Annotated in this window: 9 protein-coding genes; all 9 read left to right on the forward strand. The window is 67.2% G+C overall.

Going from position 1 to position 13846, the window contains the following annotated elements:
- Position 1: 1 nt before the first annotated feature.
- The gene (locus FU260_RS09425; protein ID WP_147916824.1) at positions 2-925 is read left to right on the forward strand and encodes a carbohydrate ABC transporter permease; all 924 of its coding nucleotides are present in this window, start codon (positions 2-4) and stop codon (positions 923-925) included.
- Positions 926-927: 2 nt separating this feature from the next.
- Positions 928-1827 carry a carbohydrate ABC transporter permease gene (locus FU260_RS09430; protein ID WP_147916825.1) on the forward strand — a complete coding sequence of 300 codons (900 nt, stop codon included), beginning with the start codon at positions 928-930 and terminating at the stop codon, positions 1825-1827.
- Between the two features lie 56 nt (positions 1828-1883).
- Complete coding sequence (locus FU260_RS09435) at positions 1884-3227, forward strand: ABC transporter substrate-binding protein (RefSeq protein ID WP_147916826.1); 1344 nt, start codon at positions 1884-1886, stop codon at positions 3225-3227.
- Positions 3228-3256: 29 nt separating this feature from the next.
- Positions 3257-5482 carry a sialidase family protein gene (locus FU260_RS09440; RefSeq protein WP_210418233.1) on the forward strand — a complete coding sequence of 742 codons (2226 nt, stop codon included), beginning with the start codon at positions 3257-3259 and terminating at the stop codon, positions 5480-5482.
- A 230-nt stretch (positions 5483-5712) separates the two neighbouring features.
- The gene (locus tag FU260_RS09445; protein ID WP_147916828.1) at positions 5713-6669 is read left to right on the forward strand and encodes an NAD-dependent epimerase/dehydratase family protein; all 957 of its coding nucleotides are present in this window, start codon (positions 5713-5715) and stop codon (positions 6667-6669) included.
- A complete protein-coding gene (locus FU260_RS09450) occupies positions 6662-7435 on the forward strand; it encodes an MBL fold metallo-hydrolase (RefSeq protein ID WP_147916829.1) in 774 nt (257 codons plus the stop codon). Before FU260_RS09445 ends, FU260_RS09450 begins: the two co-directional genes overlap by 8 nt.
- Positions 7432-8691: a F390 synthetase-related protein gene (locus FU260_RS09455; RefSeq protein WP_147916830.1), complete on the forward strand. Its 1260-nt coding sequence runs from the start codon at positions 7432-7434 to the stop codon at positions 8689-8691. The genes FU260_RS09450 and FU260_RS09455 overlap by 4 nt, the downstream gene beginning before the upstream one ends.
- Positions 8678-9622, forward strand: a complete 945-nt coding sequence (locus FU260_RS09460) for a 3-oxoacyl-[acyl-carrier-protein] synthase III C-terminal domain-containing protein (RefSeq protein WP_147916831.1) — start codon at positions 8678-8680, stop codon at positions 9620-9622. The genes FU260_RS09455 and FU260_RS09460 overlap by 14 nt, the downstream gene beginning before the upstream one ends.
- A gap of 287 nt (positions 9623-9909) precedes the next feature.
- Positions 9910-13785, forward strand: a complete 3876-nt coding sequence (locus tag FU260_RS09465; protein ID WP_210418234.1) for a PQQ-dependent sugar dehydrogenase — start codon at positions 9910-9912, stop codon at positions 13783-13785.
- Positions 13786-13846 lie beyond the last annotated feature (61 nt).

Genomic DNA, 13846 nt, shown 5'->3' on the forward strand with positions numbered 1-13846 from the left:
GATGACCGGACTGGCCGCAAGCACTAGCACCCCCACCGTGCGGCGCCGCCGCGCCGTCAGTGACCGGCGGGCCTTCGCTGGGTGGTGGTTCCTCACCCCGTTCCTCATCGTCTTCCTGATCAGTTTCGTCGCGCCCATCCTCTACGCGGTCTACCTCAGCGTGTTCCGTAGCCAGCTGATCGGCGGAAACGCCTTCGTCGGCCTGGAGAACTATGCGCGCGCCCTTCAGGATCCACAGTTCTGGTCGGGGGTCGGGAGGGTCTCTCTGCTCCTGGTGCTGCAAGTACCGCTGCTGCTGATCATTGCGCTGGCAGCGGCACTGGCATTGGACAGTGGCAAGTTGCGCGGGATGGCATTCTTCCGGATCTCGATCTTCTTGCCCTATGCGGTTCCTGCCGTGGTGGCGACCCTCATCTGGGGGTTCATGTACGGTACGAACTTCGGCCTGGTGGGCAACCTCAACGATATCTTCAGTACCAGCCTGCCGAATCCGCTCGCACCGAGCAATGTTCTTGGTGCGATTGCGAACATCCTGATCTGGGGAAACGTCGGCTACAACATGCTGATCTTCTACGCTGCGCTTCGTGTGATCCCGACCGAACTCTATGAGGCTGCTGCGATTGACGGTGCCGGTCAGTTCCGAATTATCACCGCGATCAAGCTTCCGGCGATCCGGGGAGCTCTCGTGATTGCCGCCATCTTCTCGATCATCGGTAGTTTCCAGCTGTTCAACGAGCCGCAGATCTTGCAGCCCATGGCGCCCAACGCGATCCCGACGTACTTCAGCCCCAACCTCTACTCCTACAACCTGGCATTCAGTGGCGGGCAACAGAACTACTCGGCGACCGTGGCCATCATCATGGGCGTGGCGACGATGGTCGTCGCTTATGCCGTGCAGCTTCGTGGCATGCGGAAGGGGAACTGACCATGGCCGTTGTCACGTCGACGGCCCGGCGCCGCCGCAGCCGAGCGAGGCAGACCGCTGGGGCCAAGCGCAGCTGGGGACTGACCCTGGGGACCGGAATCGTCCTCATCTACAGCGTGCTTCCGCTGATCTGGCTCATCGTCAACGCCACCAAGACGCAGCAGGACCTGCGCAGTTCCTTCGGTCTGTGGTTCGCCCAGGACTTCGCGCTCTTCGACAACATCGCGCGAGCGCTCACCTACGACGACAGCGTGTTCATCCGCTGGTTCCTCAACACGCTGCTCTACGTGGTTGCCGGCGCCGGCGGGGCGACCCTCATCTCGACCATCGGTGGGTACGGCCTGGCCAAGTTCGACTTCGCCGGCAAGAAGGCGATCTTTGCGGTGATCATTGGCGCCGTGGCCGTGCCTGGTACCGCTCTGGCAGTACCGACGTTCCTGTTGTTCAGCTCGGTCCAGCTCACCAACAACCCCCTGTCGGTCATCATCCCCTCGCTTGTTGCACCGTTCGGTCTTTACCTCATGTGGGTCTACAGTACGGACGCTATCCCGGTCGACCTTCTCGACGCCGCTCGGATCGACGGCGCCGGTGAGTTCAAGATCTTCCGCAGGATCGGCCTGCCTCTCCTGGGCCCGGGCATCGTGACCGTGCTGCTGTTTACCACAGTGGCGAACTGGAACAATTATTTTCTTCCATTGATCATGATCCGGAACCCCGATTGGTACCCGTTGACCGTGGGAATCAACTCGTGGAACACGCAGGCATCCACCGCCGGTGGCGAGGCGATATTCGACCTGGTCATCACCGGGTCCCTGTTGATGATTATCCCGATCATCGTGATCTTCCTCTATCTCCAACGCTATTGGCAGTCGGGCCTAGCCGCAGGAGGCGTGAAGCAGTAGTCCCGATATCTCGCTCGTCATCGACGAGCGCACAACGAAGTGAAAGGAAATGTGCTGTGAAACTCAAGAAATCACGACGCACCACGATCGCTGTTGCCGGCGTTGCCGCATCCGCGCTTCTGCTCGCCGCCTGTAGCTCTGGCACCGATGGCGGTGGCGGCGATAGCGGCGGTGCCGAACCCATCGATGCTGAACAGGTCGCCGAGGAGGGCGGCGACTTGCTCATCTGGGGATGGGGCAACGCGATGGAACCCATGGTCGAGGGCTTCATGGAGGCCTACCCGAACGTCAATGCCGAGCTGGTCAACGTTGGTACCGGAACCGACCACTACACCGCCGTGGAGAATGCCATCCAGGCGGGATCGGGGATCCCGGATGTCATCGTCATGGAGTACCAGGCGGTTTCTCAGTTCGCGCTGAACGGTACGCTCGCCGACCTGTCCGGCTACGGGGCGGACCAGTACACGGATACGTTCACACCGGGCACCTGGGACGCCGTGCAGTTCGACGACGGCATCTACACGCTGCCGATGAGCTCGGGTCCGATGGCGCTCTTCTACAACCAGTCGGTCTTCGATGAGCACAACATCGACGTCCCCGAGACCTGGGAGGAGTTCCTCGAGGCAGGGCGGGCCTTGAAGGAGGCCGACCCGAACGCCTATATCGCCAACGACACCGGCTCGGCGAACCTGCTCCAGGGACTGATGTGGCAGCAGGGCTACCAGCCCTACCAGGTTGACGGCGAGAATGTCACGATCAGCTTCGACAGTCCCGAGGTGGAGAACTACACCGCGTTGTGGCAGCAGCTGATCGACGAGGACCTCGTGGCCCCGATCAGCGACTGGAGCGACGAGTGGTACCAGGGTCTGGCCGATGGCACGATCGCCACGCTGGTCTCAGGTGCCTGGATGCCCGCGAACTTCGAATCCGGTGTGCAAGGTGCGGCTGGAGACTGGCGGGTGGCGCCGATGCCTCAGTGGGAGTCGGGAGCGCAGAGCTCTGCCGAGAACGGCGGATCCGGCCTGGGCGTCGTCGACGCCTCGGAGAACCAGGAGCTCGCGTACGCGTTCGTCGAGTGGGCGACCACCGGTGACGGCGTCCAGACCCGGCTGAACGACACGTTCCCCGCGACCACTGCTGATCTGGAGTCTGAGGAGTTCCTCAGCCTGGAGTCGGACTACTTCGGTGGTCAGCGCATCAACGAGATCTTCGCCGAATCGGCTGCGAATGTGCCTGAGGGTTGGTCGTTCCTGCCCTACCAGGTGTATGCGAACTCGATCCTCAATGACAACATCGGCACTGCCTACACCGGTGATACCCCGCTCGCTGAGGGCCTGCAGAGCTGGCAGGACGCCCTCGTGGCCTATGGCCAGGACCAGGGCTTCACGGTGAACGGATGAGGCCGGCGATGACGCGGAAGGGACCACAGATGGTGCACCGCAGACATGGTGCACGAGCGAGGGTCGGCCTTCGGTCGGCGATCGCCGCACTCGCCCTCGGCGCGCTCGGAGTGACGATGGCCGTGACGCCGGCCACCGGCGCACCGGTGGAGCCGACCGATCCAGGCGATGCCGCGGAGGAGGTCGAGTTCGCCGAGGACGTGATCTTCGAGCGCGGAGAGGACGGCTACTTCTGCTTCCGGATCCCCGCAGTAGTCGAGACCAACGACGGCACTCTGCTGGCGTTCGCCGAGGGTCGGCGCAGCAGCGGCTGCGACGACTCCGGCGACATCGATACGGTCCTTCGTCGCTCTCAGGACGGTGGCGATACCTGGGGACCGATCGAGGTCGTCTTCGATGCCGGCGTCGACACCGCGGGTAACCCGACGCCGGTGGTGGACTCCGACAGTGGCCGTATCGCTCTTATTACCACCCACAACCCGGCGCTGAATCACAACCTGCGCACGCCCTACCTGCAGTACTCGGAAGACGATGGCGCCACCTGGAGTGAGCCTGAGGACATCGGTGACGACATCACCGACCCGGACTGGGAGAAGTGGCTGGCGACTGGTCCGGGTGCCGGAATCCAGCTCGATCACGGCCCGCACGCGGGCCGGATGGTCATCGGGATGAATCACGAGGGCTACATCTTTGGTTCGGAGTCCCACCAGACCGGGGCCAGCCTGGCCTACAGCGATGACGGCGGACTGACCTGGCAGCACGGCGCTGAGGCCGACCTCGACCCTGCCGAACTCAAGCCGCAGGAACTGACCCTGGCTGAGCTTCCCGACGGCCAGATCCTGGTCTCGGGCAGGGACCAGCACGGGGCGGCCGAGGGCACCCGGGCGTTCACCACCAGCTCCGACGGTGGGGAGTCCTTCGACGGTGCCTTCGAGAACGACCCTGACCTGCAGACGCCCGTCTCGCAAGGGTCGATGACGAGTTTCGTGGACGCCGACGGCACCGAGCGAGTGCTGTTCTCCGGAGGTTCACATCCCCGCTCCCGCGTCGTCCTCTCGGTGCGGTCCTCCTTCGACGGCGGCGCCACCTGGCAGACCTGGGACGAGGGGCGCGTAGTCAACTGGGGCAACGCGGGCTACTCGGACCTCCTCGCCGTGTCGGACGGCACCCTGGCTCTCGCCTACGAGACGGGCGAGGAGGACGCCTACCGGGAGATTCGGGTCGCACGTTTCAACAGCGCCTACCTGGACTCTGCGAACGAGGAGGCGCCCGGCGTGATCGAGCACCCGCCCGGGCCGACCACTCCGGATGTCTCTCCGCGTGAGAACACCGCCTACGTGCGCGGCGAGCCGCACATCGTCGACGGTGTCCACGAGAGCGCCTTCGAGTTCGACCTGGCCGCCGGCGACGGCGACTTCGACGACCGGGTGGACGTGCCCTACGGGCCTGATGTCGATCTGGACGACTCGGACTTCACCATCTCGACCTGGTTCCGGTACGGCGAGGAGAGCCATGACCAGACCCTGGTCTGGGCATACCACATGGGCAGCGGGCTTCCCGGCCTGTGGATCCGCGCCGAGCCTGGCTCCGACCGGGTCCGGGCCATGCTCGGCACCGAGACCGGTGATCTGACCCTGACCACCGAGGGTGCCTACAACGACCAGGAGTGGCACCACCTCGCCATGACCCGCACGGCAGACACGGTCCAGCTGTGGGTCGACGGCGAAGTCGCCGCCGAAGGCTCGGCACCGCAGGGGTCGATCACCAGAGGTGGCGAGTTACTCGGCATTGACGGCTTCTTCTTCGGCCAGCGTCTCGACGGCGTCAACCGGCTCGCCGGTGCCATGGACGATGTCCGCATCTACGACGTCGCTCTCGGCACCCAGCAGATCGGTGCACTGGCCGACGGCGAGACTGGGCTCGATGCTGAGGAAGACCTGCGCCTGCATCTCCCCTTCGATGAGGTCACCGATGGCGATGAGCCCTCGGATCCGACCGAACGGCTCACCCGTCTCGCGGACGCCGTGACGGAGTACGTGGCTGCCGGTGATATCGAAGGCCCGGTGGTGAACCGTCTGACACGCGCCGTGGAGCAGGCGCAGCGGCATTGGGAGAATGATCGGTCCAGGCCTGGGATCAGAGCGCTGGAGCGTTTTGTCCGCGGCCTGGAGAACCCGAACAACTCCGACGCCGTGACCGAGGCAGCCAGCATCGACCTGCGGGACCAGGCCACTGCCGTCATCGACAACTGGTAGCCGCGGGCCATCGCGACCGAGTGGGGCCGACGTGGGTGGGACTCACCCTCGTCGGCCCCACTCCCAGGGGTTGATGACCTGGAGGCCACAGCCGTCGAAGGCCGCATGTTATTTCGGCGCTCGACGCGTGTGTGCGGACAGGTTCCGGACCGTCAACGTGGCAATGGTCCCGCCAAGGATGCATGCGATGCCAGCAATGCGCGCACCGGAACCTTTCATAAGATGCTCGGATGACGACAACTGCACTGGTCACCGGGGCGAGCGGGTTCCTCGGCGGCTACGTCGTCAGCGAGCTGCGCGAACATGGCTACCGAGTGATCGCCACCGGCCGCAACTCCGCCGCCCTGCCCACCGGCGGGCCCACGATCGCCGGGGACCTGGATGCCCTTGCCACCACCACAGCCCCCGCCGACCTGGTGATCCACTGCGCCGCCCTCTCCACCCCCTGGGGCCGCTGGGCCGAGTTCGAACATGCCAACGTCACCGGCACCGACCGGGTGCTCACCTACGCCCGCCGCAACGGCGTGCGCCGGATCGTGCACGTCTCCTCGCCGAGCATCTACGCCGCTGCCCGGCACGCCACGAACATCTCTGAGCACCAGGTGGACCCCGGCAACCGGTTGAACGGCTACATCCGCTCCAAGATCGCCGCCGAAGCCCTGCTCCAGCGCAGCCGCCAGCACTCCGGCAGCCCCGAGATCGTCATCCTCCGCCCCCGCGGGATCATCGGCGCCGGCGACCCCAGCCTGGTACCCCGCCTCCTCGAGGTACACGAGAAGATCGGCACCCCACTCTTCGACGGCGGCCGCGCCCTGATCGACCTCACCTCCGTGCAGAACGTCGCCACTGCGCTCCGCCAGGCCGCTGAGACCCCCGGCATCGACGGCGAAGCCTTCAACCTCACCAACGGCGACCCCCGACCGTTCCGCGACCTCCTCGACCAGCTCTTCACCGTGCTCGGCCGGACCCCGCGCTACCGCAGCCTGCCTACGCGGCCCCTCTACGCCGTCGCCGGCCTGCTGGAGAAGATCTACGGACACCTGCCCGGCTACCCCGAACCCCCGCTGACCCGCTACACCCTCAGCACCATCGCCTACGCCCAGACCCTGGACATCACCAAGGCCCGCACCCTGCTCGGCTACGCGCCCCACGTGAGTCTGGACGAGAGCCTGGCCGCGTATGTCTGAGCTGCGCGCCTACACCTGCGGTCGCACCCAGCACGACGTCGCTCAGCTGATCGCCGGCCACCCTCGCGAACGACGCACATTTGCGTCCACGGTGTTCTGCTACACGTCCGGGGACCGCCGCGTCCTGTTCGACACCGGCTACGCGCCGCAGCCCTGGCGCACCGGTCTGGCCGGACGCCTCTACCAACGGCTCCTACCGCCGGACCTGCCACCGGAGCAAGAGATCGCCGCCCAGCTCGACCCGGCCAGCATCACCCATGTGGTGCTCTCCCACCTGCACCCGGACCACATCGGCGGCCTGCGCCACTTTCCCCACGCCGCCCTCGTCCTACACCGCGGTCTCCTCGCCACGCTCGCGAACCCCCGGCTGCGCGAGGGCCTGCTCCCCGGCCTGCTCCCGGACTGGTTCGCCGACGCCACCCGCGATCCCGGCACCGTGATCGTCGACCAGTTCACCCCAGGCCCGTTCGGCCTGGACACCTGTGACCTGTTCGGCGACGGCAGCTACCAGCTGGTGGACCTACCCGGGCACGCCCGCGGCCACCTCGGCGCCCTGATCGAGGGCCGTGTGCTGCTCGCCGGGGACGCCGCCTGGGGCCGGGACCTGCTCGGTGAGGTGGAACAGATGCGCGCGGTGCCGCGCTGGATCACGCACGACGGCGCAGCTCACCTGGCCACGTCCGGTCGCCTCCTCGAGGCCGAACGCGGGGGAGCGCGGCTGCTCTTCTCCCACGACGACCACCCCAGCGGGGTGAACCTGCTGTGAGCAAGCTGCGCACCGCCGTCGTGCTGGCGAAGACCCGATGGGGCCCGCGCCCGCGCACCCGCGCGGCCCTGGAGCGCTACCAGCAGCGCCGGATCCGCAAGCACCTGCGCTTCCTGCGCGCCCGCTCTCCGTTCTACGCGCACGTGTACGCCCTCACCGACGCGCCGGTGATGGACAAGGCCATGATGATGGCGCACTTCGACCGGCTGAACACAGTCGGCGTGCGCCGCACCGACGCCGAGGCCCTGGCCCTGGCAGCCGAGCGCAGCCGCGACTTCGCGCCGATGCTGGACACGATCGCCGTCGGGCTGTCCTCCGGCACCTCCGGGCACCGCGGCCTGTTCCTGGTCAGCCCCGCCGACCGGGACGCCTGGGCCGGCACTGTCCTCGCCCAGACCTTGCCGCCGGGGCTGACCGGGCACCGGATCGCCCTGTTCCTGCGTGCGAACAACGCCCTGTACGAGACGGTCCGCTCGAAGCTGGTGGACTTTCGCTACTACGACCTGACCGTGCCGATCACCCAGCACCTGGCGGACCTGGCCGCGTACGCCCCGACCATCCTGGTGGCGCCACCCTCGGTGCTGCGGCTGCTCGCCGACGCCGGCCACGAGCTGGGCGACCTGCAGCGGGTGTACTCGGTGGCCGAAGTGCTCGATCCCGGCGAAGCCGAGACCTTCGCCACAGCGTTCGGCCAGGAGCGCCTGCACCAGCTGTACCAGTGCACCGAAGGCTTCCTCGCCCACACCTGCGCCCGTGGGGTGCTGCACCTGAACGAGCAACAGGTGCTGATCGAGCCGGAGTGGCTGGACGAGGACCGGTTCGTGCCGGTGGTGACCGACTTCTCCCGCCGTACCCAGCCGATCGTGCGCTACCGGCTGAACGATGTGCTGGTCGCTCGCCGGGGCCGGTGCGCCTGCGGCAGTGTGCTGCGCGCGATCGAGCGGATCGAGGGCCGCGCGGACGACACGCTGCTCCTCGGCGGCGCCGTGGTGTTTGCCGACCTGGTCTCCCGCGCGGTGATCGCCGCCGACGGGTTCACCGAGTACCGGGTGGTGCAGACCGGGCCGGCGAACCTTGAGGTGCACCTGGACGACCTGTCGGCCGCTCCCGCGGTGCGCGCCGAGCTCGATGCGCTCTGGCAGCGGCTCGGAATCGTGGCGCCGAGCACCGAGTTTCTGCCGTATGCTGCCGATCCGGCGGTGAAACGGCGCCGAGTACGGAGGGACTGGCAGGGGGCTGAGGATGCGGCAGTGTGAGATCGCAGGGTGGGGGACCGACCTGGCCGAGCGGGTGGTCACCTTCGGCGATCAGACCCGCTACCGGATCGCCGACGGCGTCACCCAGCTGGACATGCTCGCCGCCGCGGCAGGGCGCGCGCTGGACAAGGCCGGGCTGGCGCCCGAGGACATCGACTGCGTGATCGGTGCGGTCGCCGGGGACCTGCAGCCGATCCCGTGCACTGCTGCGCTGGTCTGGGAGCGGATCGCGCCGCGCGCTTCGGTGGCCGCCTTCGACGTGAACTCCACGTGCACCAGCTTCGTCACGGCCGTGGATGTGGCCTCGCGCTACCTGGCCGACGGCGAGTACCAGCGGATCCTGATCATCTCCGGGGACGTGGCCTCACGCTTCCTCAACCCGGACCAGCCGGAGAGCAACGAGCTCTTCTCCGACGCTGCCGCTGCCGTGGTGCTCACCCGCGGCCAGGACCCCGAACGCGGGGTGCTGACCAGCCTGCAGCGGACCTGGGCCGAGCACGCCCACGACACCGAGATCCGGGGCGGCGGCAGCCTGCTCCCGCCACACGACTACGCCCGGCACGACCGGGCCGACTACCAGTTCGACATGGACGGGCGCCGCGCGCTGCGGAACATGGTGCGGGTGCTGCCGGAGTTCTTCGACACCTTCTTCGCTCGGCTCGACGCGCAGGCAGGCCTGGGGTTGGCGGACGTGGATCTGGTGGTGCCGCACCAGGCCAGCCGGGCACTGGGCCTGGCGATGCACAGGATCGGCGTCCCGGCCGAGCAGTACGTGGACTGGGTGAGCGAGGCCGGCAACATGGTCTCCGCCTCGGTGCCGTTCGTGCTGGCCCGCTGCCTGGATTCCGGGCGGGTGCAGCGCGGGGACGTAGTGGTGCTCTGCGGCACCGCCGCCGGGCTGACCGCGAACGCGCTCGCGCTGCGGCTCTAGCGGGGCAGGACTATCGCGCGCGGCGACCTTGCCTGGCAGCGGGCGGACGGAAGCTGGGTGTCGGTGGAGATGGACGGCTATCACGTGCACTCCAGGTTGTGAACCCGTGACATCGCGACCACAGGCGCACCCTCGCGGCGGCATGCCCGATCTCTCACCCGATCTCTTACCCAGCCCGCTGGATAGCACAGTGCGCGAATCTTGGCAACGACTAGCGCAACGGACAGGAAAGCGCATACCATCGTCGCCACAGTGTTGTGAATGCGCTTTCCACGGGGAGGACAAAGATGTCAGCACAACGATGGCAGCAGGCGATGAGGTCTCTGCTGACCGCAGGACTGGCCGCAGCGGTCGGAGTTGGTGCGCTTGCCGCGCCGGCTGCCGCGGACAACCCGGCCCCCGCGCAGGAGAACAGCTTTACCGAGCTGCTCGACTTCGAGGGCTACACCCGCGACGGCCTGGACGGACAGGACGGGTGGTCGGCATCTCCGGCCGCCCAGGTGATCGCGGACCCGTTGAACGGGAACAACCAGGTGCTGGAGATGGTCGGCGGGTCGAACTCGGCGCACCGCGCCATCCCGGAGATCGCGGACGGGCAGACCGGCACCGTGTTCTTCCGGTTCCTGCGTACCGAGACCGTCGACACTTCCTTCGGCATCACCGACGTCGATGCGCCGTCGACCTTCAGCGACAGCCGCGCCTACGTGAACAACCAGAACGACGACACCATGCTGGTGCGTGACGGTGGCGTTTTCGAGCCGGTGGGCAACTGGGCGCAGGACGCCTGGCAGTGCGTGTGGATCGTGGCCGACAACGCCGCCGACGAGGTGGCGGTGTACAGCCAGGGCGGGTCCTACGAGGAGATCACCCGCCTCCCTGAGGGCGCCGAGGAGCAGTTCTCCTTCCGGGAGGGCGTCTCCGGGGCACTGGACCGGTTCTTCTGGATCAACGGCGCCAGCAGCGACGGCCAGCTCACCCTGGACGACGTCGCGATCGACACCGCCGGTGAGAACCTCACCAACCCGACCGGCGACCCGGGCAAGTGCGCCTACACCGGGGAACAGGAGCAGCCGCTGCTGAACCCGCTGCCCGACCCCGGCCTGTCCACCCTCGGCATCGAGGTCACCGAGCTCGCCCAGCTCCCGGAGTCGCACACCACCCCGGAGACCCAGGACCAGCGGCTGATCCGGCACAACCGGATCACGCACCTGGACGAGGTGCCGGACGGCTCCGGACGCCTGATGGTGCCGGACATGAACGAAGTGCTCTACCTCGTGGACAAGGATTCCGGGGAGTACGTGCCGTACCTGAATGTGCGGGATGAGTTCATCGACAACTTCCACAACCACGCCGGGCTGGGCACTGGTTTCGGGTTCGCGGAGTTCCATCCGGACTTTGCCGAGAACGGAATCTTCTACACGGTGCACACCGAGGGCGGCAGTGCCCTGACCGAGGACGAACCGGACTTCCCGGGCTATGGCAACACCGCCTTCCACAGCGTGATCACCGAGTGGACCGCCACCGATCCAGCCGCGGAGACGTTCGAGGGCACCAGCCGCGAGCTGCTGCGCTTCCCGTTCGCCGGCCGAGTGCACACCGTGCAGCAGATCGCCTTCAACCCCACGGTCGAACCCGGTGACGCCGACTACGGCAACCTGTACATCCTCGCCGGCGACGGCGGGAACGGTGTCGGCAACGGCAACCCCCAGGACCTGAGCACCCCCCAGGGCACGATCATGCGGATCGACCCGCTCGGCGAGGGCAGCGCGAACGGCCAGTACGGCATTCCGGAGGACAACCCGTTCCTGGACGAGCCGGGCGCACTCCCGGAGATCTACGCCGTCGGGATGCGTGACCCGCACCGGATCAGCTGGGACCTTGGCGGGGACCACGCGATGTACCTGGGCCACATTGGCGAGTGGCAGGTCGAGTCGATCTACGAGGTGCAAGCCGGAGACAACTTCGGCTGGTCCGACCGGGAGGGCTCGTTCCGGGCCGAAAACCGGCAGATCTTCCCGCTGCCCGAGAATGACGCCGAGCTCGGCTACACCTATCCGGTCGCGGCCTACGACCACAACCGGGACCCGGGCCAGACCGGTGACGCCGGTGTCGCGGTGAACGGCGGCTTCGTCTACCGGGGTGACATCCCCGAGCTGCAGGGACAGTACCTGTTCACCGACCTGGTGCGCGGCTGGGTGCTCTCCGCTGACTCCGAGGAGATGGTCCGTAACGACGGCGACATTGCCGACCTGGCCACGATCGAGGAACTGCGGGTCTTCGCTGACGGCGAGGAGACGACGTTCCAGGAGCTGGTCGGCGACAGCCGCGTGGACCTGCGCTTCGGCTCTGATGCCGAGGGTGAGCTCTATCTGATCGCCAAGGCGAACGGGACGATCTGGAAGGTCACCGGGGCACACACGGTCGGCGCACAGTCGCCGATCGTGCTCCCGGAGCTTACCGAGAACGTGGTGGCGCACTACGACTTCGACCACCCGGTCGAGGGTGCGTCGACGTTCGAGGCGGACCAGGGCACCTCGGGCACGCAGATCGAGCTGGTCAACGGCGGTGTCGAGATGCGCGTCGCCGATGCGGCCTATCCAGGTGCCGGTGAGGCGCTGCAGACCCAGCAGATGAGTCCCACTGAAGCCTCCAACGATGACTGGAAGGCGGGGGTGCACAATCCCGGCGGCGTGGAGTCACTCTCCGGGTTGGCCGGGGTGGACGAGACGTCGGTGATGGGCTGGTTCAAACCGACCGGCCTGCACCCGGCGCTGAACAGCAACTCCGACGATCCGGACGATCACTACAACGCGATCGGGCTGGCGGGTGTGCTCACCGGCGACTCTGACGGGCACGCGGTGCGTGCGCTGCTGGAGGTGATCGAGGTGGACGGCGAGCTGCGCCTGGTCGGCCTGGCCCGCCGGGTCGACGGCGAATCCTCCTGGACCTATGCGGCGAACCTGCCGTGGGAGGAGATCCTGGCGCGCGGGGAGTGGGTGCACCTTGCCGCCACGTTCGACTTCGCCGCCGGGGAGATGCAGCTGTACATGAACGGTGAGCCGCTCGAGGGCGACTACACCCGTCCGGACAACCCGTGGGGCGAAGGATCCACGTCACCCAGCAACCCGGCCGGTATCAAGATCGGCGGGAGCTTCCCGCAGAACAACCGGGAGGCGAACCCGTTCAACGGCCGGATGGACGATCTGATGTTCCTGGATACGGCACTCACCCCAGAGCAGGTGGCCGGCCAGTACGCGATGTTCGACGTCCAGCCGGTGGACCCGCCGACGATGCCCAGCTGTTCCTTCGGCACCGAGCTCACCGATCTGATGGCGGGGGAGAACTGGCAGCCTCGGACCCCGGAGCTGTGGGAGTTCCCCGGTGAGGAGATCATCCTGGCCGAGGCAGGCAGCAACCCGGGCGACGGGATCCGGCGTCCGTTCGAGTACGCCCTGCTGGACTCCGAGCCGTTCGGCTCGGTGCAGCTCGAGGCGGACGTACGCCTGGACGAACCGGCGTCGGTGAACAACCGGGACATCATCCTGGTCTTCGGCTACCAGTCGGACACCGAGTACTACTACGCGCACCTGTCCCAGGACAACACGATCTACGCCCACAACGGCATCTACAAGGTCGACAACGCCGACCGGGAGCGGATCGACGATCAATGGGACGGCAGCGTGGGTGCACCACCGGCGGTCACGGACGAGGAATGGCATGGCGTACGCCTGGTGCACTGCGCCGAGACCGGTGAGATCGCCGTCTGGATGGACGGACTGGACCGGCCGCTGCTGACCGCCACCGATGACACCTTCGACTCCGGCCTGGTCGGCTTCGGCTCGTTCGACAACATCGGGCGGATGCGGGACCTGACCGTCTCCGTGCCGGCGGATGGCGCCAGCCTGCAGGTGGAATCGGAGCAGGTGCAGGTGGGCGAGTCGGTGACGGTGACCGGGAGCGGGTACGAGCCCGGTGAGGTGGTGCTGCTGCGCATCGACGGCCGCGGCGGCGTGCTCGGCAGCGCGGTCACGGACGCCGACGGAGGGTTCGAGACGGAGGCGCAGATCCGTCGGAATGTTCGCCCCGGTGAGTATGAGCTGGTGGGCACCAGCCGGCCCACGGGCACGGTGGCATCGACCCCGTTGGAGGTGCTGCCGCGCTGACCAGTTCACGAGGGTGGCCTGGATGTCGAGGTCTCGCGAGAACTCGACATTTAGGTCACCC

The organism is Ruania zhangjianzhongii (assembly GCF_008000995.1).
In the GTDB taxonomy this organism is placed as follows: Bacteria; Actinomycetota; Actinomycetes; order Actinomycetales; family Beutenbergiaceae; genus Ruania; species Ruania zhangjianzhongii.

Bases quoted from the DNA above. Each gene is read 5' to 3' on its own strand.
- FU260_RS09425 (WP_147916824.1), top strand. From the start codon at position 2: ATGACCGGACTGGCCGCAAGCACTAGCACCCCCACCGTGCGGCGCCGC.
- FU260_RS09465 (WP_210418234.1), top strand. From the start codon at position 9,910: ATGTCAGCACAACGATGGCAGCAGGCGATGAGGTCTCTGCTGACCGCA.
- FU260_RS09450 (WP_147916829.1), top strand. From the start codon at position 6,662: ATGTCTGAGCTGCGCGCCTACACCTGCGGTCGCACCCAGCACGACGTC.
- FU260_RS09430 (WP_147916825.1), top strand. From the start codon at position 928: ATGGCCGTTGTCACGTCGACGGCCCGGCGCCGCCGCAGCCGAGCGAGG.
- FU260_RS09440 (WP_210418233.1), top strand. From the start codon at position 3,257: ATGGTGCACCGCAGACATGGTGCACGAGCGAGGGTCGGCCTTCGGTCG.
- FU260_RS09445 (WP_147916828.1), top strand. From the start codon at position 5,713: ATGACGACAACTGCACTGGTCACCGGGGCGAGCGGGTTCCTCGGCGGC.
- FU260_RS09460 (WP_147916831.1), top strand. From the start codon at position 8,678: ATGCGGCAGTGTGAGATCGCAGGGTGGGGGACCGACCTGGCCGAGCGG.